Source organism: Acetomicrobium flavidum (assembly GCF_900129645.1).
In the GTDB taxonomy this organism is placed as follows: Bacteria; Synergistota; Synergistia; order Synergistales; family Acetomicrobiaceae; genus Acetomicrobium; species Acetomicrobium flavidum.
The window spans coordinates 598,596-622,182 of record NZ_FSQZ01000001.1 but is presented as its reverse complement, the minus strand read 5'-3'; the positions used below and the strand labels follow the sequence as shown (position 1 = coordinate 622,182).

29 protein-coding genes are annotated in these 23,587 nt (G+C 52.8%); all 29 read left to right on the top strand.

Features of this window, described 5'->3' with window-relative positions; translation table 11 throughout:
* The first annotated feature begins 45 nt into the window (after nucleotides 1–45).
* The 29 genes from rpoB to secY all read left to right on the top strand — a co-directional run bounded on the left by rpoB (nucleotide 46) and on the right by secY (nucleotide 23,583).
* On the top strand, nucleotides 46–3,594 hold the full coding sequence (rpoB, locus tag BUQ78_RS03200; protein WP_074199246.1) for a DNA-directed RNA polymerase subunit beta: 3,549 nt from the start codon (nucleotides 46–48) through the stop codon (nucleotides 3,592–3,594).
* A complete protein-coding gene (gene rpoC / locus BUQ78_RS03195; protein ID WP_074199245.1) occupies nucleotides 3,595–8,556 on the top strand; it encodes a DNA-directed RNA polymerase subunit beta' in 4,962 nt (1,653 codons plus the stop codon).
* 120 nt (nucleotides 8,557–8,676) lie between these two features.
* A complete protein-coding gene (locus tag BUQ78_RS03190) occupies nucleotides 8,677–8,943 on the top strand; it encodes a ribosomal L7Ae/L30e/S12e/Gadd45 family protein (RefSeq protein ID WP_074199244.1) in 267 nt (88 codons plus the stop codon).
* Between the two features lie 21 nt (nucleotides 8,944–8,964).
* A complete protein-coding gene (rpsL, locus tag BUQ78_RS03185) occupies nucleotides 8,965–9,339 on the top strand; it encodes a 30S ribosomal protein S12 (RefSeq protein WP_014806361.1) in 375 nt (124 codons plus the stop codon).
* A gap of 30 nt (nucleotides 9,340–9,369) precedes the next feature.
* Complete coding sequence (rpsG, locus tag BUQ78_RS03180) at nucleotides 9,370–9,840, top strand: 30S ribosomal protein S7 (RefSeq protein WP_014806362.1); 471 nt, start codon at nucleotides 9,370–9,372, stop codon at nucleotides 9,838–9,840.
* Between the two features lie 32 nt (nucleotides 9,841–9,872).
* Nucleotides 9,873–11,948, top strand: coding sequence for an elongation factor G (gene fusA / locus BUQ78_RS03175; protein WP_074199243.1), 2,076 nt, complete (start codon nucleotides 9,873–9,875; stop codon nucleotides 11,946–11,948).
* A gap of 60 nt (nucleotides 11,949–12,008) precedes the next feature.
* Nucleotides 12,009–13,214, top strand: coding sequence for an elongation factor Tu (gene tuf, locus BUQ78_RS03170; RefSeq protein WP_014806106.1), 1,206 nt, complete (start codon nucleotides 12,009–12,011; stop codon nucleotides 13,212–13,214).
* A gap of 31 nt (nucleotides 13,215–13,245) precedes the next feature.
* Nucleotides 13,246–13,551: a 30S ribosomal protein S10 gene (gene rpsJ, locus BUQ78_RS03165; RefSeq protein WP_014806364.1), complete on the top strand. Its 306-nt coding sequence runs from the start codon at nucleotides 13,246–13,248 to the stop codon at nucleotides 13,549–13,551.
* A 32-nt stretch (nucleotides 13,552–13,583) separates the two neighbouring features.
* The gene (rplC, locus tag BUQ78_RS03160; protein WP_014806365.1) at nucleotides 13,584–14,213 is read left to right on the top strand and encodes a 50S ribosomal protein L3; all 630 of its coding nucleotides are present in this window, start codon (nucleotides 13,584–13,586) and stop codon (nucleotides 14,211–14,213) included.
* 2 nt (nucleotides 14,214–14,215) lie between these two features.
* Nucleotides 14,216–14,842: a 50S ribosomal protein L4 gene (gene rplD / locus BUQ78_RS03155; RefSeq protein ID WP_074199242.1), complete on the top strand. Its 627-nt coding sequence runs from the start codon at nucleotides 14,216–14,218 to the stop codon at nucleotides 14,840–14,842.
* A complete protein-coding gene (gene rplW, locus BUQ78_RS03150) occupies nucleotides 14,839–15,135 on the top strand; it encodes a 50S ribosomal protein L23 (protein ID WP_014806367.1) in 297 nt (98 codons plus the stop codon). Before rplD ends, rplW begins: the two co-directional genes overlap by 4 nt.
* 13 nt (nucleotides 15,136–15,148) lie before the next feature.
* Nucleotides 15,149–15,982 carry a 50S ribosomal protein L2 gene (rplB, locus tag BUQ78_RS03145; protein WP_074199241.1) on the top strand — a complete coding sequence of 278 codons (834 nt, stop codon included), beginning with the start codon at nucleotides 15,149–15,151 and terminating at the stop codon, nucleotides 15,980–15,982.
* Nucleotides 15,983–15,998: 16 nt separating this feature from the next.
* Nucleotides 15,999–16,280: a 30S ribosomal protein S19 gene (gene rpsS / locus BUQ78_RS03140; protein WP_014806369.1), complete on the top strand. Its 282-nt coding sequence runs from the start codon at nucleotides 15,999–16,001 to the stop codon at nucleotides 16,278–16,280.
* Between the two features lie 12 nt (nucleotides 16,281–16,292).
* Nucleotides 16,293–16,634: a 50S ribosomal protein L22 gene (gene rplV / locus BUQ78_RS03135; RefSeq protein WP_014806370.1), complete on the top strand. Its 342-nt coding sequence runs from the start codon at nucleotides 16,293–16,295 to the stop codon at nucleotides 16,632–16,634.
* A gap of 2 nt (nucleotides 16,635–16,636) precedes the next feature.
* Entirely contained in the window at nucleotides 16,637–17,311 is a 675-nt protein-coding gene (rpsC, locus tag BUQ78_RS03130) for a 30S ribosomal protein S3 (RefSeq protein ID WP_014806371.1), read from the top strand.
* Between the two features lie 7 nt (nucleotides 17,312–17,318).
* Entirely contained in the window at nucleotides 17,319–17,744 is a 426-nt protein-coding gene (rplP, locus tag BUQ78_RS03125; protein ID WP_014806372.1) for a 50S ribosomal protein L16, read from the top strand.
* Nucleotides 17,744–17,959 carry a 50S ribosomal protein L29 gene (gene rpmC, locus BUQ78_RS03120; protein ID WP_014806373.1) on the top strand — a complete coding sequence of 72 codons (216 nt, stop codon included), beginning with the start codon at nucleotides 17,744–17,746 and terminating at the stop codon, nucleotides 17,957–17,959. The genes rplP and rpmC overlap by 1 nt, the downstream gene beginning before the upstream one ends.
* 13 nt (nucleotides 17,960–17,972) lie before the next feature.
* Nucleotides 17,973–18,266, top strand: coding sequence for a 30S ribosomal protein S17 (gene rpsQ / locus BUQ78_RS03115; RefSeq protein ID WP_014806374.1), 294 nt, complete (start codon nucleotides 17,973–17,975; stop codon nucleotides 18,264–18,266).
* A 5-nt stretch (nucleotides 18,267–18,271) separates the two neighbouring features.
* A complete protein-coding gene (gene rplN / locus BUQ78_RS03110) occupies nucleotides 18,272–18,640 on the top strand; it encodes a 50S ribosomal protein L14 (RefSeq protein WP_014806375.1) in 369 nt (122 codons plus the stop codon).
* Between the two features lie 15 nt (nucleotides 18,641–18,655).
* Nucleotides 18,656–18,982 carry a 50S ribosomal protein L24 gene (gene rplX, locus BUQ78_RS03105; RefSeq protein ID WP_014806376.1) on the top strand — a complete coding sequence of 109 codons (327 nt, stop codon included), beginning with the start codon at nucleotides 18,656–18,658 and terminating at the stop codon, nucleotides 18,980–18,982.
* 19 nt (nucleotides 18,983–19,001) lie between these two features.
* The gene (gene rplE, locus BUQ78_RS03100) at nucleotides 19,002–19,544 is read left to right on the top strand and encodes a 50S ribosomal protein L5 (protein WP_014806377.1); all 543 of its coding nucleotides are present in this window, start codon (nucleotides 19,002–19,004) and stop codon (nucleotides 19,542–19,544) included.
* Nucleotides 19,545–19,562: 18 nt separating this feature from the next.
* Nucleotides 19,563–19,748 carry a type Z 30S ribosomal protein S14 gene (locus tag BUQ78_RS03095; protein ID WP_014806378.1) on the top strand — a complete coding sequence of 62 codons (186 nt, stop codon included), beginning with the start codon at nucleotides 19,563–19,565 and terminating at the stop codon, nucleotides 19,746–19,748.
* 26 nt (nucleotides 19,749–19,774) lie between these two features.
* Nucleotides 19,775–20,179: a 30S ribosomal protein S8 gene (gene rpsH / locus BUQ78_RS03090; RefSeq protein ID WP_014806379.1), complete on the top strand. Its 405-nt coding sequence runs from the start codon at nucleotides 19,775–19,777 to the stop codon at nucleotides 20,177–20,179.
* 13 nt (nucleotides 20,180–20,192) lie between these two features.
* Nucleotides 20,193–20,732 (top strand): 50S ribosomal protein L6, encoded by a 540-nt coding sequence (rplF, locus tag BUQ78_RS03085; RefSeq protein WP_074199240.1) that lies wholly within the window; start codon nucleotides 20,193–20,195, stop codon nucleotides 20,730–20,732.
* A gap of 15 nt (nucleotides 20,733–20,747) precedes the next feature.
* Nucleotides 20,748–21,116 (top strand): 50S ribosomal protein L18, encoded by a 369-nt coding sequence (gene rplR, locus BUQ78_RS03080; RefSeq protein ID WP_014806381.1) that lies wholly within the window; start codon nucleotides 20,748–20,750, stop codon nucleotides 21,114–21,116.
* 15 nt (nucleotides 21,117–21,131) lie between these two features.
* Nucleotides 21,132–21,629: a 30S ribosomal protein S5 gene (gene rpsE, locus BUQ78_RS03075; RefSeq protein WP_014806382.1), complete on the top strand. Its 498-nt coding sequence runs from the start codon at nucleotides 21,132–21,134 to the stop codon at nucleotides 21,627–21,629.
* Between the two features lie 15 nt (nucleotides 21,630–21,644).
* Nucleotides 21,645–21,827 carry a 50S ribosomal protein L30 gene (rpmD, locus tag BUQ78_RS03070; RefSeq protein WP_014806383.1) on the top strand — a complete coding sequence of 61 codons (183 nt, stop codon included), beginning with the start codon at nucleotides 21,645–21,647 and terminating at the stop codon, nucleotides 21,825–21,827.
* Nucleotides 21,828–21,843: 16 nt separating this feature from the next.
* The gene (gene rplO, locus BUQ78_RS03065) at nucleotides 21,844–22,290 is read left to right on the top strand and encodes a 50S ribosomal protein L15 (protein ID WP_014806384.1); all 447 of its coding nucleotides are present in this window, start codon (nucleotides 21,844–21,846) and stop codon (nucleotides 22,288–22,290) included.
* A complete protein-coding gene (gene secY / locus BUQ78_RS03060) occupies nucleotides 22,291–23,583 on the top strand; it encodes a preprotein translocase subunit SecY (protein WP_014806385.1) in 1,293 nt (430 codons plus the stop codon). It abuts the gene before it with no gap.
* The last annotated feature ends 4 nt before the right edge of the window (nucleotides 23,584–23,587 follow it).

Genomic DNA, 23,587 nt, shown 5'->3' with positions numbered 1-23,587 from the left:
CCCTTTTAACCCATCAAAAACATAGATAGGGAGGTCGTTGCTCCCATGCCGGAATTTGTGAAAGTGGGGAGAAAACGCGAAAGGTTGAATTTTGGTCCCTCGAAGGAATTAATTGCCCTACCATATTTAGTCGAGCTTCAACATGAGTCATACAAATGGTTCTTACAACCCGAAGAGCATCCTGACTACAGAAAGTCACAAGGACTTCAGGAGCTGCTCGAGGAGATCTTTCCTATAGAAAGCTACGACGGATCCTTCGTGATAGAGTTCGTACGATATTACATCGATCCTCCGACCTTGACGGAAGAGGAGGCCAGGCAGAAGGACTTGACCTGGTCAATGCCTCTTCGTGCCACCGTGCGACTCGTGAACAGAAACACGGGCGAAATAAAAGAGGAGGAGATATTCCTTGGAGACTTCCCTGTCATGACTGACAGGGGGAGCTTTATAATCAACGGAACGGAAAGGGTAGTCGTAAACCAGTTGGCCCGTTCCGCTGGCGTGTATTTCAGCATCGAGTCGGGTGCTCCCGGACAGGAGGTCTACAAGGCCAAGATCATCCCCGACAGGGGTGCCTGGCTTGAGTTCGACCTAACCTCCGGTGACGTCTTATCGGTTAACATCGACAACAGACGAAAAGTGCCGGCCACCGTGCTGCTTAAGGCCTTCGGACTCAAGGATAACACGGAGCTTATCAAGGCCTTTGGCGGAGTCGAAGAGGAGGTAGACATAGTTGAAGGGGACGTCAGAGGACGTCTGCTGGCCGAAGATATCATAGACAGCGCAGGCCACGTGATCATTCCCAAAAACGATCGCCTGACCAAGGAGCACGTCGAAACGTTATGGGACAGGGGCTTAACGAAGGTTAGGCTCTGGAACGTGGATCCCATCTTTCCCGCCACCCTCGAACGCGACGGGAGCAACTCCCCCGAGGAGGCAATGCTTGAGATCTTCAAGCGTATGCGTCCCAATGAACCCTTGAGGGTGGAGAACGCAAAGGACTACGTCTATTCCATATTCTTTGATACCAGGCGCTACAACCTTGGCCGCGTTGGCAGATACAAGCTGAACAGAAGGCTGGGCCTCAACATATCCGAAGAGGTTAGGTTGCTGACCCTTGAGGATCTGATAGCCATAGTTAAGGGAATACTCAACCTCCGCGACGGAACGGAGCGCGAGGATGACATAGACCACTTGGCCAACAGGCGCGTTCGTTCCGTGGGTGAGTTGCTGCAGAACCAGATTCGCATAGGTTTGCTTCGAATGGAGCGTATAGCCAAGGACAGGATGACGACGATACCGGATTTGTCGACCGCCACTGCACATGACCTGATAAACATTCGACCCATATCGGCAGCCATTAGGGAGTTCTTCGGTTCCAGCCAGTTGTCTCAGTTCATGGACCAGACCAACCCCTTGGCGGACGTCACCCACAGAAGAAGGCTGTCGGCAATGGGGCCCGGGGGTTTGACGAGAGAGAGGGCAGGCTTTGAGGCGCGTGACGTGCATCCCTCTCACTATGGAAGGATTTGTCCTATAGAGACGCCGGAAGGTCCGAACATCGGACTGGTGACGTCTTTGGCCAATTATGCCAAGGTAAACGAATACGGCTTTTTGATGTCGCCTAAGAGGGTCGTCAGGGACCGCTACGTGACCGACGAGGTGGTGTATTTGTCGGCCGACGAGGAGGACGAGGCATACGTGGCCAGGGCCAACATACCCGTTGACGAAGAGGGTCGCATCAACCAGGAAGAGGTGCACGTAAGGCACCGCGGTTCTATAGTCATAGTGCCCCCCGAACAGGTCAATTACGCCGATGTTACGCCAAAGCAGATTGTATCGGTTTCGGCAGCCCTTATACCTTTTTTGGAGCACGATGACGCCAACAGGGCACTCATGGGATCCAATATGCAGAGGCAGGCTGTTCCCTTGATGCAAAGCGAGGCTCCCCTGGTAGGCACGGGGATTGAGGAAAAGGTGGCCAGGGATTCCGGAGCCTGCATACTGGCCAAGAGGGCAGGCACTGTCACGTACGTGGATGCTAACCGGATAGAAGTTACGACGGATGACGGTCAGGTCGACAAATATTCCTTGATCAAGTTCAGAAGGTCCAACCAGGGCACCGTGATACATCAGCGCCCCATAGTCAAGAAAGGCGAAACGGTGAAGGCCGGAGATTTTCTGGCTGACGGTCAGGCGGTCGACCAGGGCGAGCTTGCCCTGGGAAGAAATGTCTTGGTGGCCTTCATGGGATGGGAGGGCTACAACTTTGAAGACGCCATCCTTTTGAGCGAGAGATTGGTAAAAGAGGACGTCTATACGTCCATCCACATAGAGGAATATGAGATAGATGCCCGAGATACCAAGCTGGGCCCGGAGGAAATAACGAGGGATATACCTAACGTCGGCGAGGATCAGCTGAAAAACCTCGACGAAAGGGGCATAGTCCGCATAGGAGCCGAGGTAAGGGCTGGAGATATATTGGTTGGGAAGGTCACCCCTAAGGGAGAGACCGATCAAACTCCTGAGGAAAAGCTGCTTAGGGCCATATTTGGAGAAAAGGCCAGGGAGGTCAGGGATACTTCGCTCAGGGTGCCCCACGGAGAAGGTGGCAAGGTTGTTGCCGTCAAGAGGCTTTCCAGGGACGAATACGGCGATGAGCTTCCCCCTGGGGTTAACGAAGTCGTGAAGGTCTTCCTTGCCCAGCTCAGGAAGATAACGGTAGGCGACAAGATGGCGGGACGTCACGGGAATAAGGGAGTGGTCTCCCGAATATTGCCGGTGGAGGACATGCCCTATCTCCCCGACGGCACGCCCGTCGATGTGGTGTTAAACCCCCTGGGAGTGCCGAGCCGAATGAACCTGGGACAGGTCTTGGAGACGGTCCTTGGCTTTGTGGCCTACCATAACGGATGGAGGGTGGCCACTCCTGTATTTGAAGGAGCCTCCGTAGACGAGATCTTCAAATATATGGAAGAGATACGCCACCGCAAATTTCCCAGTCTGACGAGGGACGGAAGCATCGTTCTTTACGACGGTAGAACCGGAGAGCCCTTCGAGAGCAAGGTGACCGTGGGGCACATGTATATGCTCAAGCTGATCCACTTGGTGGACGACAAGATCCATGCCCGTTCCGTAGGGCCCTACAGCTTGATAACCCAGCAGCCCTTGGGAGGAAAATCCCAGTTCGGCGGCCAGCGCTTCGGCGAGATGGAAGTCTGGGCCTTGGAAGGGTATGGAGCAGCTCATACGTTGCAGGAGATGCTCACCATTAAGTCTGACGATGTCCAAGGAAGGCTTAAGACCTTCGAGAGCATAGTCAAGGGTCAGAACATAGGTAACCCAGGCGTGCCGGAAAGCTTCCGCGTGCTGATCAAGGAGCTCCAGGGGTTAGCTCTAGACGTCCAGGTCCTGTATGACGACCAAAGCATCGGAGACGTAGAGGAAGAGGAACGCCACAAGAAGAGGCTTGACAAGCAGGTGCCCGAGGCCCAGGAGAGAAAAGAAGCAGTGGTTGGTTTGGAGGCAAGGATCTTCGGAGATCCTGATGATGATGAGGAAGATGAAATAGACCCTGAGGGGGATGATGCGTAAATGGACAAACGCGAGATCGTGGGCGTTCGTATCCGACTTGCAAGTCCGGAGAGGATAAGGGAATTGTCGAGCGGCGAAGTGAAGCGGCCCGAGACGATAAACTACAGGACCCTTAGGCCAGAGAAGGACGGTCTTTTTTGTGAGCGCATATTCGGTCCCGTGAGGAGCTACGAATGCGCCTGCGGAAAATACAAGCGCAATGGCCCTAAATTTAAGGGCATAGTGTGCGATCGTTGCGGCGTGGAAGTGACCGACAGCAAGGTGAGGCGCGAGAGGATGGGGCATATCGAGCTTGCCTGCCCTGTGGTGCATATATGGTATCTGCGCGGAATTCCCAGCAGGCTCAGCCTGTTTTTGGGAACGACCTCCAAGGACCTGGAAAGGGTCGTCTACTTTGCTCCCCTTAGGCGGAGGGAGTTGCTGTACAAGGTCGTGATGGAAGGCAAGAGGCCCGACTTAGTCAAAAAAGGAGACTTGATCCCGGCATGCGAGGAGCGCATCCACAGGCATTACGATCCCAAGTTCAAAGCCGAAGAGGCCTATCGCATTACCAGCGTCGACGACCTGCCCCTAAAGGAAGGGGACATCCTTTCCGCTCAACAGGTCTCCCGCTATCGTACGGAGTACGGAGACGACCTCTTCAAGGTGGAGCCGGCCTACACGATAACGGAGATCGAGGAGGGCGCTCAGTTTAAGGCCGGGGATATAGTGAGCCAAGGTGACATAGATAGGCTCAAGAAACAGGGCATAAAGGTAGAGTTTGAGAGGACTGCCATCAAAAATCAGGAAGCCTTCATGGTGATAGCTGCCGTTCGTCTTCCCTTCGCAAAGGACGACATTTTGTCCGCCTCGGAGCTGCAGCTTTACATGAAAAACTATCCCGGCAGGTTCAACTCTCAGCAGGAGACAATTGCCATCGAGGATCCGTCGTACATAGTCATAGAGGGCAGCAATTCTCCCTTTGAACAGTGTGACATTATAGTGGAAAGGGAACATAAGCTGTGCCGTGCCTACGACAAGGATTTTATGGCAGGAATCGGGGCCGAAAGCCTTCTTGAACTGCTCAGGCGCATAGACATAGATGAGCTTGCCATATTGCTTCGCGAGGAGATAGCCAACTCTACCGGCCAGAAGAAGCGAAAGCTCATAAAGCGGCTGCAGGTCGTGGAGGACTTCAGAAAGGGAGACAGCAAGCCCGAGTGGATGATCTTGACCGTTTTGCCGGTCATTCCACCTGATCTTCGACCCATGGTCCAGCTTGACGGCGGAAGGTTTGCCACATCCGACTTGAACGATCTTTACAGGCGTGTCATCAATAGGAACAATCGTCTGAAGAAGCTGCAGGAGCTGAATGCTCCTGACATGATAATAAGAAACGAAAAAAGAATGCTCCAGGAGGCGGTTGACGCCCTCATTGATAACGGCAGGGTGGGCAAGGCCGTATTGGGCGCCGGGAACCGCCCTCTTAAGAGCTTGACCGACCTGCTAAGGGGAAAGAAAGGGCGTTTCCGCCAAAACCTTCTCGGCAAGCGCGTGGACTATTCGGGAAGGTCCGTCATAGTCATAGGACCGGAGTTAAAGCTTTATCAGTGCGGTTTGCCCAAGGAAATGGCACTGGAATTATTTCGCCCCTTCGTCATGCATAAGTTGATCGAAAAGGGCATAGCCTCAAACGTGAAGGGGGCAAAGCGCATAATAGAGCGCAGAAGGGATGAGGTTTGGGAGGCCCTGGAAGAGATCATAAAGGACCACCCGGTCATGCTCAACAGGGCGCCAACCCTTCACCGCCTGGGCATCCAGGCCTTCGAACCGCTCCTAATGGAGGGTAAGGCCATCAGGCTGCACCCCCTTGTCTGCACCGCCTTTAACGCCGACTTCGACGGAGACCAGATGGCCGTGCACGTTCCCTTATCGCTGGAATCACAGGCGGAATCCAGGGTCCTGATGCTAGCCGGACACAACTTGTTGTCGCCCGCGCACGGACGTCCCATTGTGACGCCGACCCAGGATGTCGTGCTCGGCATATATTACCTGACTGCCATGGCCGATGGACGCAAGGGGGAGGGCATGCTCTTCAGGGACATAGAGGACGCGCTGATAGCCCTTGACCACGGGGTCGTTCACCCCAATGCGAGAGTGAAGATGCGCTGGAACGGGGAGTTTATAGAAACTTCTCCCGGCAGAGCTTTGTTCAACAGCGTCTTGCATCCATCTCTCAGATATATAAACAGGCAGATTGCCAAAAAGGATTTAGGTGCTTTGCTCGATTTGGCTTTTGACAAGATTGAACATGAAGATCTGGTAAAGATGCTGGATGACATCAAGCTATTGGGATATAAGTGGTTCACTAAGAGCGGCATCTCCCTAAATATAGACTCCGTTGTCATTCCTCCCGAGAAGGAGGAGATAGTGAAGGAGGTCCTCGATAAGGAGAGCGAGCTCAACGTTCAGTATGGCATGGGCATCCTGACCGAGGACGAATACCTGAGACAGACGGAGTTGCTTTGGACTGAGGCGGCCTCGAAGATCGCCGACTGTATATTGCAGCATATGGATGAGTTTAACCCCTTGAGGATGATGGTCGACTCGGGAGCTCGCGGTAGCAAGAGCCAGGTCTCGCAGATGGCCGGCATCCGGGGAGTCATGGCCGATCCTTCGGGTAAAGTCATAGATTACCCGATTATTTCCAACTTCAGGGAAGGCCTGAACATGTTGGAATACTTCATTTCGACTCACGGAGCAAGGAAGGGGCTCGCCGATACGGCCTTGAGGACTGCCAAGTCCGGATATTTAACGAGGCGTCTCGTCGATGTATCGCAAGACTTGATCGTCATCGATGAAGATTGCGGGACGGATAAGGGGGTATTCATGACTCCGCTGCTTCAAGACGGCAAGGTCGTCATTTCCCTAAGCGAAAGGATATACGGAAGAACTGCCCTTGAGGATGTGCGTCACCCCGGAGATGGGACAATTATGGTAAAGGCCGGAGATATCATCGATCAGGAGAAAGCCGATGCCATAGAAGCTGCAGGCGTAGAAGGTGTATGGGTGAGAAGCCCGATGACTTGCGGGCTACGTAACGGCGTATGCCAAAAGTGCTACGGTTTGGATCTTTCCTCAAGAAAGCCCGTGTCAATTGGCGAGGCAGTGGGCATAGTGGCAGCCCAGTCGATCGGAGAGCCGGGAACGCAGCTTACTATGAGGACGTTCCATACCGGCGGCGTCAGGATTACAGGAGAGGATATCACTCAGGGTCTGCCTCGTGTCGAGCAGCTTTTCGAGATCAGGAAGCCCAAAAAGACAGCCCTTCTTTCCGAGATCGACGGCACGGTCGTCGAGATTCGGGAGATGGAAGGCAAGAGGAAGATCGTCATCCAGTCCAGTGAAAACGCCGACGAGAAGGTGACGTTCAACGTGCCTTCCGCCCAACTGCTTCTTGTTGAAGAGGGAGATGAGGTGACGAAGGGTCAGGTCTTGACGGAGGGTTACATCGATCCTCAGCAACTGCTGGATGTTAAGGGCATAGAGGCCGTTCAAAGGTACCTTGTCGATGGCATTCAAGAGGTCTACAAGTCTCAAGGCGTTTCCATAAACAACAAGCACATCGAGGTAATCTTGCGCAAGGTTGCCCCTGTTAATAAGGTGCGCATAGCCGACGAAGGAGATACCTCTTACGTGGTCGGCGAAATAGTATGGCTGGACGAGCTGGAAAGGGAAATAGAGGAAATTAGGAGCCATAATAGGCGATGCATGGACGATTCTGTCGCCTTGCTGAAGGGCAAGGTCCTCAAAGACGTGATCGGCAAGGGTTCGTTGGAGCACGCAGCGCAATATAAGGGAGAAATCTTGGACGAACAGGCAATAAAGATCCTTCTTCAGCCGGGCACGGTGCTTTCCGAGCTCGTCGTCGAAGACCAGGGAGAGCAGGTTCGCGTAATAGTGGGAGAGTCGCTGTTCAGGAGGGAACTCGATGGGTTGGAGCTGGTTGAACCCTATGAGGGCGGCAACGGCGTACGCATAGAGGCAGGCGTGCCCCTGAGCATTAAGCAGCTTGCACTGGTTACCCAGGATTTGCGCAGGCCGCTGCAGGTAATGGATACGGAGAAACTCCTTACCCTTTGCGATGTCACCTATCTGGCCGAAGACGTAGTTTGCGATGGAATGGTCATAGCCCCCAAGGACGGTCTTTTGACAAAGGACATAGCTTTGAAGTTAAAGGAGAAATCGGTAAAGGAGATTAAGGTATGGAAGGCTCCGGAGACCGTCGATTTGCCTGACGCCATCCAGGAATACCTCATCAGCAAAATATGGGGTCGGCCTTTAAGTAGGGCAATAGATTCGAACGGCAACGAGCTTGAAGATATCCCCCCCATCGTTGATGGAGGTATTGTTAGGGGTATAATCGAAGGCAAGATAACCGCCATCGAGGCCGACGGGGAGATCTATTCCAGGCAAAGGATATTGCACAGCGTTATGACCGATAAAATTTACGGCAAGGTCTTGCTGGAACCCGTAAGGGATCGCCTTGGTGACGTCATTATCCCTGCGGGAACCGAGATAAATCAGCAAGTCCTCGAGCGGCTTATAGAGCTTGAACCGACGAAGATAGTGGTAAGACCGATACTCGCTCTCTCTCAAGTCGAGAAGTTGATCCAAAGGGTGACCTTTGTGCGAAAGCTTCGCCAGGAACCCATATGGAAGCCGGTATTGCTCGGCATCACCAAGGCGGCTTTGGCGACGGACAGTTTTATGTCTGCAGCATCCTTCCAGCAGACAGCCCAGGCCCTTGCCTCTGCTGCCGTCAGAGGCGAAATAGACTACCTCAGAGGCCTGAAGGAAAACGTAATAATAGGTCATCTGATCCCGGCTGGCACTGGAGCAACTCCCAATAGGAACTTTGATGTCGTGGAGGTTGAAGAAGAGGTCGCTCATTTGCCGGTTTCCGCTGAACGTGCCAGGTAAATTGCGATATAATCATTTTATGGGGCTTGCCTAGGGCAGGCCCCATAGGAGTCTACTTGACATAAAGCGCCGGCGTTGATATCATTCCTCGGTGCTCATGTCGCAAGAGGGTGGTTTGTCATGCCTTTACAGGAGCTTATAGAAGGCGATCGCGTCGTGGGAGCCAAGAGTGTCCTTCGCAGGATGTTGAGGTCGGAAATCGAAAAAGTATTCATTGCCCGCGATGCCGATGCCGAGGTCAGTGAGCCGGTCTTGAGGGAAGCGGAGATTAGAAAGATACCGGTGGAATGGGTCGACAGTTCCAAGGTCCTGGGTAGGGCATGTGTTATAGAGAGACCTGCAGCAGTTGCGGGCTTGTTGAAATGTAGGCAGGCAAAGGAAGCCTAGATAATTGAAGGGGGGACTTTTGTGGCTACCATAAATCAGTTGATACGCCAAGGGCGTGAAGAGAAGAAAAAACGTTCCGGAGCTCCTGCGTTGCAGGGGAATCCTCAAAAGAGAGGGGTTTGTACCAGGGTATATACCGTTACCCCGAAGAAGCCTAACTCCGCCTTGAGGAAGGTCGCCCGCGTTAGGTTGACGAACGGAATAGAGGTTACGGCCTATATTCCGGGCATAGGGCACAACCTCCAGGAACACTCGGTAGTGTTGGTTCGAGGCGGACGTGTCAAGGACTTGCCCGGTGTCCGTTATCATATCATACGCGGAGCACTCGATTGCGGCGGGGTAGAAAATCGCCGCCAGGGCAGATCCAAGTACGGCGTGAGGAAGCCTAAGTCCTAATAGAGACGGGTAAGCGAGGAGGTCGACATAATGCCGCGAAAGGGGCATGTGACTAAAAGGAAGGTCAGTCCGGATCCGATGTTCAGGAGTGAGGCAATAACCAAGTTCATCCACTCCGTAATGTATGATGGCAAGAAGAGCGTTGCCGAGCGGATTGTCTATGGAGCTTTACAGCAAGCTGCCAAGAGGCTTAACGTAAATCCCGATGAGGTATTCGATAAGGCCTTGGAAAACGTTAAGCCATTGATCGAGGTCAGGCCCAGACGCGTAGGCGGAGCCACTTACCAAGTTCCCGTGGAGGTTGCTCCGGATCGCGCGCAGGCCTTGGCAATTCGATGGATCATAAATAGCGCCAGATCCCGTAAGGGTATCCCCATGACCGAGCGTTTGGCCAGGGAGTTCGTGGATGCCTACAAAGGAGAAGGTGCAGCAGTAAAGAAAAGAGAAGATACGCATAAGATGGCCGAGGCCAACAGGGCATTCGCTCACTATCGTTGGTAAGGTTATATTGCATAGGTGGTGATTTGTAAGGCATGAGCGATGGCGGGATAGATATCCGAAGCATTCGTAACATAGGCATAGCTGCCCATATAGATGCAGGTAAGACTACGACTTCGGAGCGAATATTGTTTTATACGGGAAAGATTCACAAAATAGGTGAAGTTCATGAAGGCGCTGCTACCATGGACTTCATGGAGCAGGAGCGGGAACGCGGCATAACCATATCGTCGGCGGCCACAACGTGTTATTGGAAAAATCATATGATCAACCTAATTGATACACCCGGGCACGTGGATTTTACGATGGAGGTTGAACGCTCGCTCAGGGTGTTGGATGGGGCCGTTGCGGTGTTCTGTGCCGTTGGCGGTGTTGAACCTCAATCCGAGACGGTGTGGCGTCAACTTGACAAGTATAAGGTACCGAGGATCGCCTTTGTGAACAAGATGGACAGGGTCGGGGCCAACTTCTTCGACGTTATGTCGCAGATAGAGGAACGCTTGGGTGCAACTCCTGTGCCAATCCAGCTTCCCATGGGTTGCGAGGAGGCCTTTGCAGGTATAATAGATCTCGTCGAGATGAGGGCCATAGAGTATACCGATGAGCTGGGCACTCGAATGGAGCTGGAAGAAATTCCGCAAGCTTACGTCGATGAAGCGCAAAAATGGCGCGAGCGCCTCGTAGAGTCCCTGGCCGAGGTGGATGACGAAATCATGGAAGCTTACCTTGACGGCAAGGAAGTCTCTCGCGAGAAGATCAAAGAGGCTTTGCGTTTCGGGACCATAAACTTAAAGCTGGTTCCGCTTCTTTGCGGATCTGCCCTTAAAAATAAGGGCATTCAGCTGTTGCTGGATGCGGTCATCGATTATTTGCCGTCTCCGCTCGACATTCCTCCCATCAAGGGCGTTAATCCCTTAACGGGCGAGGAGGTCGTGCGCCATACGGATCCAGAGGGACCGCTTACGGCTCTGGCCTTTAAGGTCCTGGTCGATCCTTACGTTGGACGGGTCGTCTACACCAGGATATACTGCGGTACGTTGCATACGGGCATGTCAGTGCTCAATGCCACGACCGGGCGCAAGGAACGCGTCGGCAGAATCTTGAGGATCCATGCCAACAAGCGTGAAGATATCGATTCTGCCTTTGCCGGCACCATAATTGCCATCCCGGGGCTTAAGGGTACCAGGACGGGAGATACGCTGTGCGATGAAAAGGAGCCAATAGTGCTAGAGGGAATGAACATCCCCGAACCCGTAATCTCCTTGGCCATAGAGCCGGCGAGCAAGGCCGATCAGGTCAAGTTGTCCAAGGGGTTGGCTGCCCTTTCGGAGGAAGACCCGACGTTTAGGGTGGCAATAGATCATGAGACCGGTCAGACCATTATTTCCGGCATGGGCGAGCTGCACCTCGAGATCATAGTCGACAGACTAAGAAGGGAATTCGGCGTCGATGTCAGGGTAGGTAAGCCACAGGTGGCTTATCGCGAGGCCATAAAGAAGCCCGCCAAGGGAGAGGGTAAGTTCATACGCCAGTCCGGCGGCCGTGGCCAGTACGGGCATGTCGTGCTGGAGGTAGAGCCGCTTCCAGGGCACTCCGGTTACGAGTTCGAGGACAAGATCGTCGGCGGCGTCATACCCAAGGAGTTCATACCGGCTGTCCAAAAGGGAGTGGAGGAAGCCCTTACCAGCGGTATCGTTGGGGGATTCCCCGTGATTGGAGTCAAGGTCTCCCTGGTTGACGGAAGCTTTCATGAAGTGGACAGCTCCGAGATGGCCTTCAAGATAGCTGCCTCCATGGCATTTAAGGAGGCCATGAGAAAGGCCAATCCCGTTTTGATGGAGCCGATAATGGAGGTTGAGGTCGTAACCCCCGAGGAATACCTGGGCGATGTGATGGGAGACCTATCCTCGAGAAGGGGCAGAATTGAGGGCATGACCACAAGGTCGGGAGCCAAGGTCGTAAAGGCTTATGTTCCGTTGGCCGAGATGTTCGGATACGCAAGCGCGCTTAGGAATAAGACTTCCGGTAGGGCGACGTTTACGATGAAGTTCAGCCACTACGAGGAAGTGCCGGCCGAAGTGGCCGAAAAACTCTTGGCGTCAGCATCTTAGGTGCTCGCCGTTGAGAAATGAAATTTGAGCTAATTTAATTTTTAAGGGAGGCTGACAAGCATGGCAAAGTCTAAGTTTGAAAGGGTAAAACCGCATCTAAACATAGGAACCATAGGACATATCGACCACGGCAAGACCACCTTGACCGCAGCCATAACGAGGGTACTGTCCACGGCAGGGTTTGCCGACTTCACCCCCTTCGACCAGATAGACAAGGCCCCTGAGGAGAGGGAAAGAGGCATAACCATTAGCATATCCCACGTGGAGTATCAGACCGAACACAGGCATTACGCCCACATCGACTGCCCCGGACACGCCGACTACATAAAGAACATGATCACCGGAGCAGCCCAGATGGATGGAGCCATACTCGTCGTATCTGCCGCAGACGGCCCCATGCCCCAGACGAGGGAACACGTCCTTCTGGCAAGGCAGGTAAACGTCCCCGTAATAGTGGTCTTCATGAACAAGGTGGACATGGTTGACGACGAGGAATTGCTCGACCTGGTCGAGATGGAGGTAAGGGAGCTGCTTTCAAGCTACGGATTTCCCGGAGACGAAGTGCCCGTGATAAGGGGCTCTGCATTGAAGGCCCTCGAGTGCGGTTGCGGCAAGAGGGATTGCCCCTGGTGCGGAAAGATATGGGAGCTCATGGACGCCTGCGACAGCTACATACCTCTTCCCGAGCGACCGGTGGATCAGCCCTTCCTGATGCCCATAGAGGACGTATTCTCCATAACGGGCCGCGGCACCGTCGTGACCGGCAGGGTTGAGCGCGGAAGGATAACCCCCGGCGAGGAAGTAGAGATCGTGGGGATGAGGGAGGACAAGATAAAGACCGTGGCCACTTCGCTCGAGATGTTCAGGAAGGTCTTGGACGAGGCCATAGCCGGAGACAACATAGGGATACTTTTGAGGGGCGTCGACAAGGAGGACGTTGAAAGAGGACAGGTCGTCGCAAAGCCCGGCACCATAACCCCTCACAAGCACTTCAAGGCGGAGATATACGTCTTGAAGAAGGAGGAAGGCGGAAGGCACACCCCCTTCTTCAACGGATATAAGCCGCAGTTCTACTTCAGGACCACCGACGTCACCGGCGAGATAACCCTTCCCGAGGGAGTCGAGATGGTCATGCCCGGCGACAACGCCAACATAGAGGTAAAGCTGATAGTCCCCGTAGCCCTGGAGAAGGGCTTGAGGTTTGCCATAAGGGAAGGCGGTCGTACGGTAGGTGCCGGCGTAGTGACCGATATACTGGATAAGTAATCCCCTAAAAGATGAAAGGGGAGGTGTGAAGATGGCTCAAAACATAAGGATTAAATTAAAGGCCTTTGATCATAGGGTTTTAGACGCATCAGCGTTACAGATCGCGGACACGGCTAAAAGGACAGGGGCAAAGGTATCCGGTCCTATACCTTTGCCTACGGTGATCAACAAGTACACGGTGCTAAAGTCACCACATAAAGATAAGGATGCGAGGGAACAGTTTGAAGTGCGCACTCATAAGCGCCTGATAGATATAATAGATCCCACGCAGAAGACCATGGAAGCGCTGATGCAGCTGAACCTCCCTTCAGGAGTGGATATACAGATACAACTCTAAGGGAGCTCTGAGCTGAAAGGAGAGAAGTCTGGATGAGTTTAGGGATATTAGGCTTGAAAGTGGGAATGACCCAAATATATGACGATCAGGGCATAGCGATACCGGTGACCGTAGTAGAAGCAGGTCCCTGTACTGTCGTTGCCTTGAGAAGGCCGGAAATTGAAAAATATACGGCCTTGGTATTGGGTTTCGGGAAGGTTAAGCCAAGCAGGTTGAACAAGCCCTTGCAGGGAGTATTTAAAAGTGCCGGCGTGGAGCCGAAGCGTTGGTTGCGTGAATTTCGCGTGGACGACGTGGCAGGCTTTGAAGTTGGGCAGACCATTGACGTCTCCATCTTTGAAGTAGGCGAGGTCGTTGACGTCACCGGTACCAGTAAGGGTAAGGGTTATGCGGGCGTCATGAAGCGACACGGTTTCGGCGGAGGTCCTGCAAGCCACGGTGCTTCCCTGTTTCACAGGAGATCGGGGTCATCGGGAGCAAACAGCTTCCCCAGCCATGTCTTCAAGGGCAAGACGATGCCCGGTCGTATGGGAAATGAAAGGGTAACCGTCAAAAACCTTTCTATCGTGGCCATAGACAAAGAGAACAATCTCTTATTGATCAAAGGTGCCATTCCGGGGCCGCGCAACGGCCTTGTCGTGGTGCGCAAGAAGGAGGGCTAGTCATGCCTACTGTCGACGTAATTGGGATCGATGGACAAAAGGTGGGCGAAGTTGCCCTTGCCGATGAGGTCTTTGCATCCAGGATACATGTGCCTGCCATGCATCAGGTCGTAGTGGCTTACCTGGCGGCACAAAGACAGGGGACACATTCCACGAAGACGAGAGGAGAAGTCCGCGGTGGCGGGAGGAAGCCCTGGAGGCAAAAGCACACCGGACGGGCAAGGCAGGGAAGTATACGCTCTCCTCTGTGGATCAAAGGAGGAGTTGCGCATGGTCCAAAGCCGCGCTCTTACGATCAGAAGGTCAACAAAAAAGTAAGACGCCTGGCCATGAGAAGCGCCTTGAGCCTGAAGCTAAAGGAAAATAAATTGCTCTTGGTCGAGGGCATCGAATCGCTGTCCTACAAGACGAAGGATATGTGTGCCTTTTTGGCAAATGTCAATGCTCAGGATAAACCGTTGATGGTGATCCACGAGTCCATGCCATCCGTCTACATGGCTTCTCAGAATATACCGGGCATGAAGGTCTTGCACGTGGATGGCATCAACGTGTATGAGATCCTAAACCATGAGCATCTGATCTTGACAAAAGATGCGGCTCAAAGGCTGGAGGAGGTGTACTCGGCATGAATTTAACTGCCTACGATATCATTTTACGGCCCATCATAACGGAGAAGAGCAACAGGCATATGGCCTACAACAAGTACACCTTTGAGGTGCATCCCGATGCCAATAAGGTGGAGATCAAGAAGGCTATAGAAGAGATATTTTCGGTCAAGGTCGACAAGGTACATACCGTAAACATGAAGCCAAAACCTAAGCGCCTTGGTCGATTTTTAGGACGCTCGAAAGGGTGGAAAAAAGCTATCGTCACATTGGCTCCCGGCGAGCGCATCGAGTTTTTTGAGGGCGTAAGGACGTAAAGGAGGAAGTTCAATGGGAATCAAAAAATATAAACCCACTACTCCCGGGAGACGTCAAATGGCCGTTTCGGATTTTTCCGATATCACGAGAGACGAAGCCGAAAAAAGCTTAGTAGTCTCGTTGAAGAAGAATTCGGCCGGGAGGAATAACTTCGGAAGGATTACGGCAAACCATCGTGGGGGCGGACACAAGAGGTTATACCGGGTCGTAGACTTCAAGCGGGATAAATTCGGCGTTCCCGGCAAGGTAGCTGCCATAGAGTACGATCCTAACAGGTCCTCAAGGATAGCGCTCATACATTATCTGGACGGCGAGAAGCGCTATATTCTGGCCCCTGTAGGATTGAACGTAGGCGATACGGTCATGGCCGGCGAGGGTGCTGACATAAAACCGGGCAATGCCTTAAAGCTTCGAGATATACCGGTTGGCACATTTGTCCACAACGTCGAGCTCCAGCCCGGTCGCGGTGGCGTCATGGCCCGTTCTGCAGGCGCTCAAGTTCAGATCATGGCCAAAGAGGGAAAATATGTACTGCTCAGGATGCCCAGCGGTGAGATAAGGTACGTCTTGCAGGATTGCATGGCTACCGTCGGCCAGGTGGGCAACGTGGAACACGAAAATGAAGTTCATGGAAAGGCCGGTAGGAAGAGGTGGCTTGGCAGAAAGCCTCGCACCAGGCCTATAGCGATGAACCCTGTCGACCATCCGCTCGGTGGCGGCGAAGGCAGGACCAAGTCCAACAAGCATCCGGTTTCTGCCACGGGAGTTCCGGCCAAGGGGTATAAGACCCGCAGGCCCAAGAAGGCATCGAGCAAGTATATCGTTCGTCGCAGAAACGCTTCATAAGGGAGGTAGTTAATTCATGCCCCGTTCAGTAAAAAAGGGTCCCTACGTGGACTCAAAGTTGCTAAAGAGGATCGAGGAGATGAACGCGACAGGAACGAAGCGCGTGATCAAAACTTGGTCTAGGAGATCTACGATCGTTCCCGGCATGATCGGGCATACGATTGCAGTCCACAACGGACGCACTCATATACCGATCTACATAAGCGAGAACATGGTGGGCCATAAACTTGGCGAATTTGCTCCGACGCGCAAATTTGGAGGACACGCAGGACAAGAGCGTGCCACCAAGGTAAGGTAGGGGTGAACGAGGATGGAAGTAAGAGCTGTGTCTAAACAGGTTAGAATTTCACCCTTTAAGGCGCGACAGGTACTGTCCTTAATAAGGGGCAAAAAGGCGGGCGAAGCACTCTTGATCTTGCGCTACTGTCCCAAAAAGGCGGCGCGCTATATCGAAAAGACGCTGAATAGCGCTATCGCCAACGCTGACCATAATTTTGGCTTGAGCGTTGACGAGCTGTACGTGGTCAAGGCGGTCGCGGATGAAGGCCCTACCTTAAAGAGGTTTAAGCCAGTATCAATGGGAAGGGCTCACCCCTTCAACCATCGAACCTGTCATATTACCATAGTTGTTGCGGAAGGCAAGGAGGTATAGAGATGGGACAGAAAGTTCATCCCGTTGGTTATCGTCTGGGTGTTGTCCGCGACTGGGAGTCGCGATGGTATGCCGATAAAAAGAACTTTGCAAGGCAGCTTCACGAGGACATAAAGTTGCGCAAGTGGATCAAGGAGAGATGGGGTCACGCCGGCATCTCTTCCGTCGAGATAGAGAGGATAGGAAACGTGATCCGCTTTACGATTTGGACGGCCAGGCCCGGTGTCGTAATAGGCAAGGGCGGAAGCGAAATTCAGGAGGTTCGCGATGAGCTTCAAAAGATGACCGGATCAAGGGTCATGATAAACGTGCAGGAGATCAAAAACCCCGACAGAAACGCCCAAATAGTCGCCGAGGGCATTGCCTCTGCGTTGGAGCGAAGGGTCTCCTTCAGGCGAGCCATGAAGCAGGGCATATTTCGTGCCATGAAGGCCGGCGCTTTGGGCATAAAGACTCAGTGTTCCGGTCGTTTGGGAGGTGCCGAGATAGCCAGGCGGGAGTGGTACCTGGAGGGCAGGCTGCCGCTGTCGACTTTGAGGGCGGACATAGATTATGGATTTGCCGAGGCCAAGACCATGTATGGCGTAATCGGCGTTAAGGTGTGGATTTACAACGGAGATGTATTGCCCTCGCTCACACAGAAACCTCAAGACGAGGTAACGGGCGAGAGGAGGTGAATCGATCATGTTAATGCCAAAGAGAGTGAAATATAGAAAACCCTTTCGCAGGCCTTTGCGAGGAAGAACTAAGGGTGGCGCAACGGTGGCATTTGGAGACTACGGATTGCAGGCCCTTGAAAACGTCTGGTTGACCGCACGACAGATCGAGGCTGCTCGTGTAGCCATTACCCGAAAGATGAAGAAGGGCGGTAAGCTTTGGATAAGGATCTTTCCCGATGTCGCCTACACGAAAAAGCCGTTAGAGACGAGGATGGGAAAGGGCAAGGGCGCCCCGGAGTTTTGGGTAGCTCCAGTCAAGAGAGGGCGAGTGCTGTTTGAAGTGGCGGGCGTCCCGAGGGAAGTCATGGAGGAAGCCTTCCGTTCTGCAGCACATAAATTGCCCATAAAGGTCCGAGTGATCGAAAGGGAAGAATTGGGTGGTGAAGCATAATGAAACCTAAAGAGTTGCGCGACCTGACCATTGATGAATTGAAGGAAAAGCATAAAGAATACAAGAAAGAACTGTACAATCTTCGCTTTCAACACGCCATTGGTCAGCTCTCCAATACTGCCAGGATCACCGAAGTGAAGCGGACGATTGCCAGGATACTTACCATTATGCGCGAGAAAGAAACCGGGCGAGACCGCTCCTCGGTGCTGAGTTAAAGGAGGGAGTTCGATGGAGGAGCGTAAAGCTCAAAGGAAGGTAAGAAGGGGTATTGTCGTCAGCAATAAGATGGACAAGACCGTCGTGGTCAGGGTGGACCGGATGGCAAAGCACGCCCTTTACGACAAGCCCGTCTTGAAGAGCAAGAAGTTCATGGCTCATGACGAGGAAAACGCTTGTTCCATAGGCGATAAAGTGCTGATAGAGGAGACGAGACCGCTTTCCAAGAGAAAGAGATGGAAGGTCGTTAAAATCTTGGAGCGTGCTCCTCTTATGGAATACACTGAGTCGATCGAGGAGGAATAGAGGCCATGATACAGTTACATACGATGTTGAACGTGGCCGATAATTCGGGTGCGAAGAAGATCAGATGCATTCAGGTAATGGGAGGAAGCTATAGGCGATATGGCACGATTGGCGACGTAATCGTCGCATCCGTCAAGGAGGCCATACCCAACAGCAATATAAAGAAGGGCGACGTCGTTCGTGCCGTTATCGTGCGCGTGCGGAAGGAACTGAGGCGACGCGACGGGTCTTATGTTCGCTTTGACGATAATGCAGCTGTGATAATTGACAATCAGGGAAACCCTCGAGGGACGCGCATATTTGGCCCTGTTGCCAGGGAATTGCGCGACAGGGGCTACACGCGCATAGTGTCGTTGGCCCCCGAGGTCGTCTAGGGAGGCGGATGACGTATGACTAAGATGCGAATTAAAAAGGGAGATCTCGTCCGCGTAATCTCCGGTAAGGATAAAGGCAAGGAAGGGAAGGTTTTGCGTCGCATTCCTTCAGAGGGGATGCTATTGGTCGAGGGCGTGAACGTCGTAGCCAAACATACGCGCCCCTCACAGAAGAACCCCCAGGGCGGGATCATGCGACAGGAAGCTCCCATTCATGCTGATAAGGTGATGCTGGTTTGCCCTGCCTGTGGCAAGGCGACGCGAGTGTCTCGTGCCTTTTTGGAGGATGGGCGTAAGGTTCGCCTCTGCAAGAAATGTGGCGAGATAGTTGACAAGCTTTAGGTTGAGGAGGAACAGGCAAATGGTTCCGCGATTGCTTGAAAAATACAGAAACGAAGTTGTTCCGCGCATGATTAAGGAGTTCAATTATAAAAATGTCATGCAGGTGCCGAGGATCGAGAAGGTCGTCGTGAATATAGGTGTTAGCGAAGCAAAACAGGACATAAAGTATCTTGATGCGGCCATGAACGAGCTTGCCACGATCACGGGACAAAGACCCGTGCTTAAGAGGGCAAGGAAATCGGTCGCAGGGTTTAAGGTCAGAAAGGGCATGCCGGTTGCCTGTTGCGTGACGCTCAGGGGCCCGAAGATGTGGGAGTTCCTTGATAGGCTCATATCCCTTGCGCTGCCGAGGATAAAGGACTTTCAGGGCATATCGCGTAAAGGCCTTGACGGACGCGGGAATTACAACTTGGGCTTAAGGGAGCAGTTGATCTTCCCCGAAATAGACTACGACAGCGTTGCCCGTATCCGAGGCATGAACGTTAGCATCACGACGACGGCCAAAACGGACGAGGAAGCTTATGGTCTGCTTAAAGAGCTGGGCATGCCCTTTAGGCAGTGATGAGGAGGTTGCGATCAGATGTCGAGGAAAGCTCTTGAGATAAAAGCCCAAAGGGAGCCTAAATTCAAAGTGAGAAAGTACAATAGATGTCCGCTTTGCGGACGACCCAGGGCTTTTATGCGGAAATTTAACATGTGTAGGTGCTGTTTTAGGGATTTGGCGCGACAGGGTAAAATACCTGGAGTCGTCAAATCGAGTTGGTAGCCCTATGAAACAAAGGAGGATCGGCGATGTATGTTACAGATCCGATTGCTGATATGTTAACGCGCATACGCAATGCAAACATGGCCTATCACGAGATAGTCGATATACCCATGAGCAACATGAAGCATCGCATAGCGCGAGTGTTGAAGGACGAGGGTTACATCAAGAATTTTAAAGTGATAAGCGACCCCGGGAAACCTTATCAGATATTGCGGATATATTTGAACTACGGGCCAAATAGGGAACGCGTAATTCAGGGTTTGCGTCGAGTGAGCAAGCCAGGAAGGCGCATATACGTTAACAGCAGAGATCTGCCCAAGGTCATGGGCGGTCTTGGAATCGCGATAATATCTACTTCGAGCGGACTGATGACCGATGTCGAGGCAAGGAAAAAGGGCCTCGGCGGAGAAGTCCTTTGCTACGTGTGGTAAGGGGGAGAGGAAGTTGTCTAGGATTGGACGGAAACCAATACCAATCCCCAAAGGGGTAAGCGTTACCTTGAGCGGAAGGACCGTCAAGGTAAAGGGTCCCAAGGGGGAGTTGAGCTTTGAATTGCTCCCGAACATAGACGTAGAGCTGACTGACGAGCATATAAAGGTAACTCGAAGAGAGGACGACAAAAAGACAAGAGCCTTTCACGGGCTCACCAGGGCAATGCTTAACAACCTCGTGACCGGCGTGACCGCTGGTTTCGAGAAGGATCTCGAGATCGTGGGAGTCGGATACAGGGCACAGATGCAGGGGCAAAAGCTGGTGTTGAACCTGGGCTACTCTAACCCTGTCGAATACGTGCCGCCGAAGGGCATAACCGTTACGACTGACGGACCTACGAAGATCAAGGTCTCGGGAATAGACAAACAGACCGTAGGTCAAGTGGCCGCCATAATAAGGTCCTTTAGGGCGCCTGAGCCTTATAAGGGCAAGGGAATCAGATATGTCGGCGAAGTGGTTAAGCGCAAGACCGGCAAGGCTAGCGCTAAATAGTGGAGGTGGACAACTTTGATCAAACATAAATCGCGTAATGAGATGCGCCTTCTTCGACACGAAAGGATCAGAAAGAGGATATACGGCACTTCCGATAAGCCGCGGCTTTGTGTCTTCAGGAGCCTCAAGCATATATACGCGCAGGTCATCGATGACGAGCGGGGACATACGCTGGTTTCCGCATCCACCTTGGACAAAGAGCTCAAGCCCCTTCAGCTGAGCACCGGCTCCGTCGCAGCGGCCAAAGCGGTCGGTGAGCTTGTGGCTAAAAGAGCGCTTGAGCTGGGCATCAAGGAAGTCGTCTTCGATCGCGGCGGCCACGCCTATCACGGTAAGGTCAAGGCGCTTGCCGATGCTGCTCGCGAAGCCGGATTGAAGCTGTAAGGGGGGAATCTTTGCATGGTCAGGATAACGATACCGAAGGGCGTAGAGTTAACCGAGAGGGTTATAGCTATAAACAGGGTCAGCAAGGTGGTAAAGGGCGGAAAAAGGTTTAAGTTCAGCGTCCTCGTAGTGGTAGGCGATGGCGAGCGCTATATAGGCGTGGGATTGGGCAAGGCAAGGGAAATACCCGAAGCTGTACGCAAGGGCATCGAAAAGGCCAAAAAAAACCTTGTAGAGGTCAAAAAGGTCGGAAATACCATTCCTCATCCCGTAATAGCGAGTTTCGGGGCGGCAGAGGTATTGCTTAGGCCGGCTGCTCCCGGAACGGGAGTTATAGCGGGAGCGGTTGTGCGAGCCATCATGGAGCTTGGCGGAGTAAAAGACGTCTTGACCAAGGTCATAGGCAGGACGTCAAATCCCATCAACGTTGCCTATGCCACTCTCGAGGCGGTCAAAGCTCTGCGCAGTCCGGATGAGGTCATGAAATTACGGGGCAAAAGCGAACAAGCTTAACGGAGGGATGATATCATGTCCAGGATTCGCATTACATGGAAGAAAAGCACCATAAGCCATCCGGAAAGACAGCGTAGGTGCATTAGAGCTTTGGGGCTCAAGAAGTTGAACCATAGCGTGATACACGACGATACGCCTCAAATTCGAGGGATGATACGTGCCGTTGCACATCTGGTAGAATGGGACATCGTCGACTAGTCGGGAGGGAATTAAAATGCGCATACACGATTTGCGCGCCCCTATGGGCGCCAAAAAGGATCCCAAGAGAATAGGTCGAGGCAAGGGAAGTGGTCACGGAGGCACTGCTACACGTGGACATAAAGGACAAAAATCCAGGACCGGTGCCAGCATCCCTGCCAGTTTTGAGGGAGGGCAGATGCCCCTTGTCAGAAGGATACCCAAGAGGGGATTTAATAATGCCCGCTTTGCCAAGGCGTATCAATACATAAACGTATCTGCCCTGGAGGGAAGGTTTGAGCCCGGCAGCACAGTTGGACCGGAGCAGATGCGTGAAGCAGGCCTCATTGGGGATGCCTTTACGCCCGTCAAGGTGCTGGGCAATGGCGAGATGACAATCCCGCTCACCGTTAAGGCGCACATGTTCAGCGCAAGCGCAAAGAGCAAGATCGAATCGGCCGGCGGCAGGGCAGAGGTGATTTAGGTGTTTAGCGCCTTGCGTGACGTGTTTCGCCTGCCGGATCTGAAAAGCAGGATCTTGTTTGTGCTGGGGATCTTGCTGGTATTCCGTCTGGGAGCACATATCCCTACGCCTGGAGTGGATGCAAAGGCTATGGCTAGCCTCTTTGAGCAGGGGGGCGTTTTAAACCTGTTTGACCTCTTTGCAGGCGGTGCGCTACGTAGATTCAGCATATTCGCTCTTGGCGTAACCCCCTACATAAACGCAAGCATCGTCATGCAGCTTTTAGCCGTTGTCATACCGGCCGTCGAGAAGATGCAGAAGGAAGGCGAAGAGGGAAGGCGCAAGATCGTTCAGTACACCAGGATATCGACGATACTCTTTTCTGCCATACAGGCTGTGGGGATGGTCCTTTGGCTGAGGAGCATGAACGTCATATATGTGGGTGGCATTTCAGTATTTGTAGCCATCGTCACCCTCGTGGCGGGATCCATTGCAGTGATGTGGCTGGGGGAGATGATCTCCGACCACGGCATCGGAAACGGCATATCGCTTTTGATCTTCGCGGGAATCGTTGCGCGCATCCCCGAGTCGATCACGCGAACGTTTAAGCTTTTGAGGACGGGCGAGCTGAATCTCATTACGCTGCTGTTGGCCCTCATCATCATGGTGATCGTCATAGCAGGATGCATCCTGCTTCAGGAAGGACAAAGGCGCCTGCCTGTCCAATACGCCAAGAGGGTCGTGGGGACCAAGGTGTACGGCGGACAGACCACGTTTATCCCTTTAAGGGTCAATAGCGCCGGGGTTATTCCGATAATATTTGCCTCATCGGTCCTTTTGTTTCCCAGCACTATTGCGAGGTTCTTCTCGGGGGGATTTGCACAGGCAATATCCAAGTTGCTTTCTCCCAGCAGTCCTCTTTACATGGTTCTTTACGTGCTGCTGATCATATTTTTCACATATTTTTATACTGCCGTGGTGTTTAACCCCGCCGATGTGGCAAATAACCTTAAAAAATACGGGGGCTTCATCCCCGGCATAAGGCCTGGGCGTCCAACGGCGGACTACATCGAAAAGGTCCTGTCCAGGGTTACCTTGGGGGGAGCAGTTTTCCTTGCAGCCATCGCCATATTGCCCTCGCTATTGACGCAAATGCTCGGCATAACGACCTTTTATTTTGGCGGTACCGCCGTACTGATCGTCGTAGGCGTTGCGCTTGAGACCGTTCAGCAGATAGAAGCCCAGCTTTTAATGCGCCATTACGAAGGGTTGGTAAGGCGAAAGGGCAAAGCTGGCGGAATACTTCGACTGTAATTAA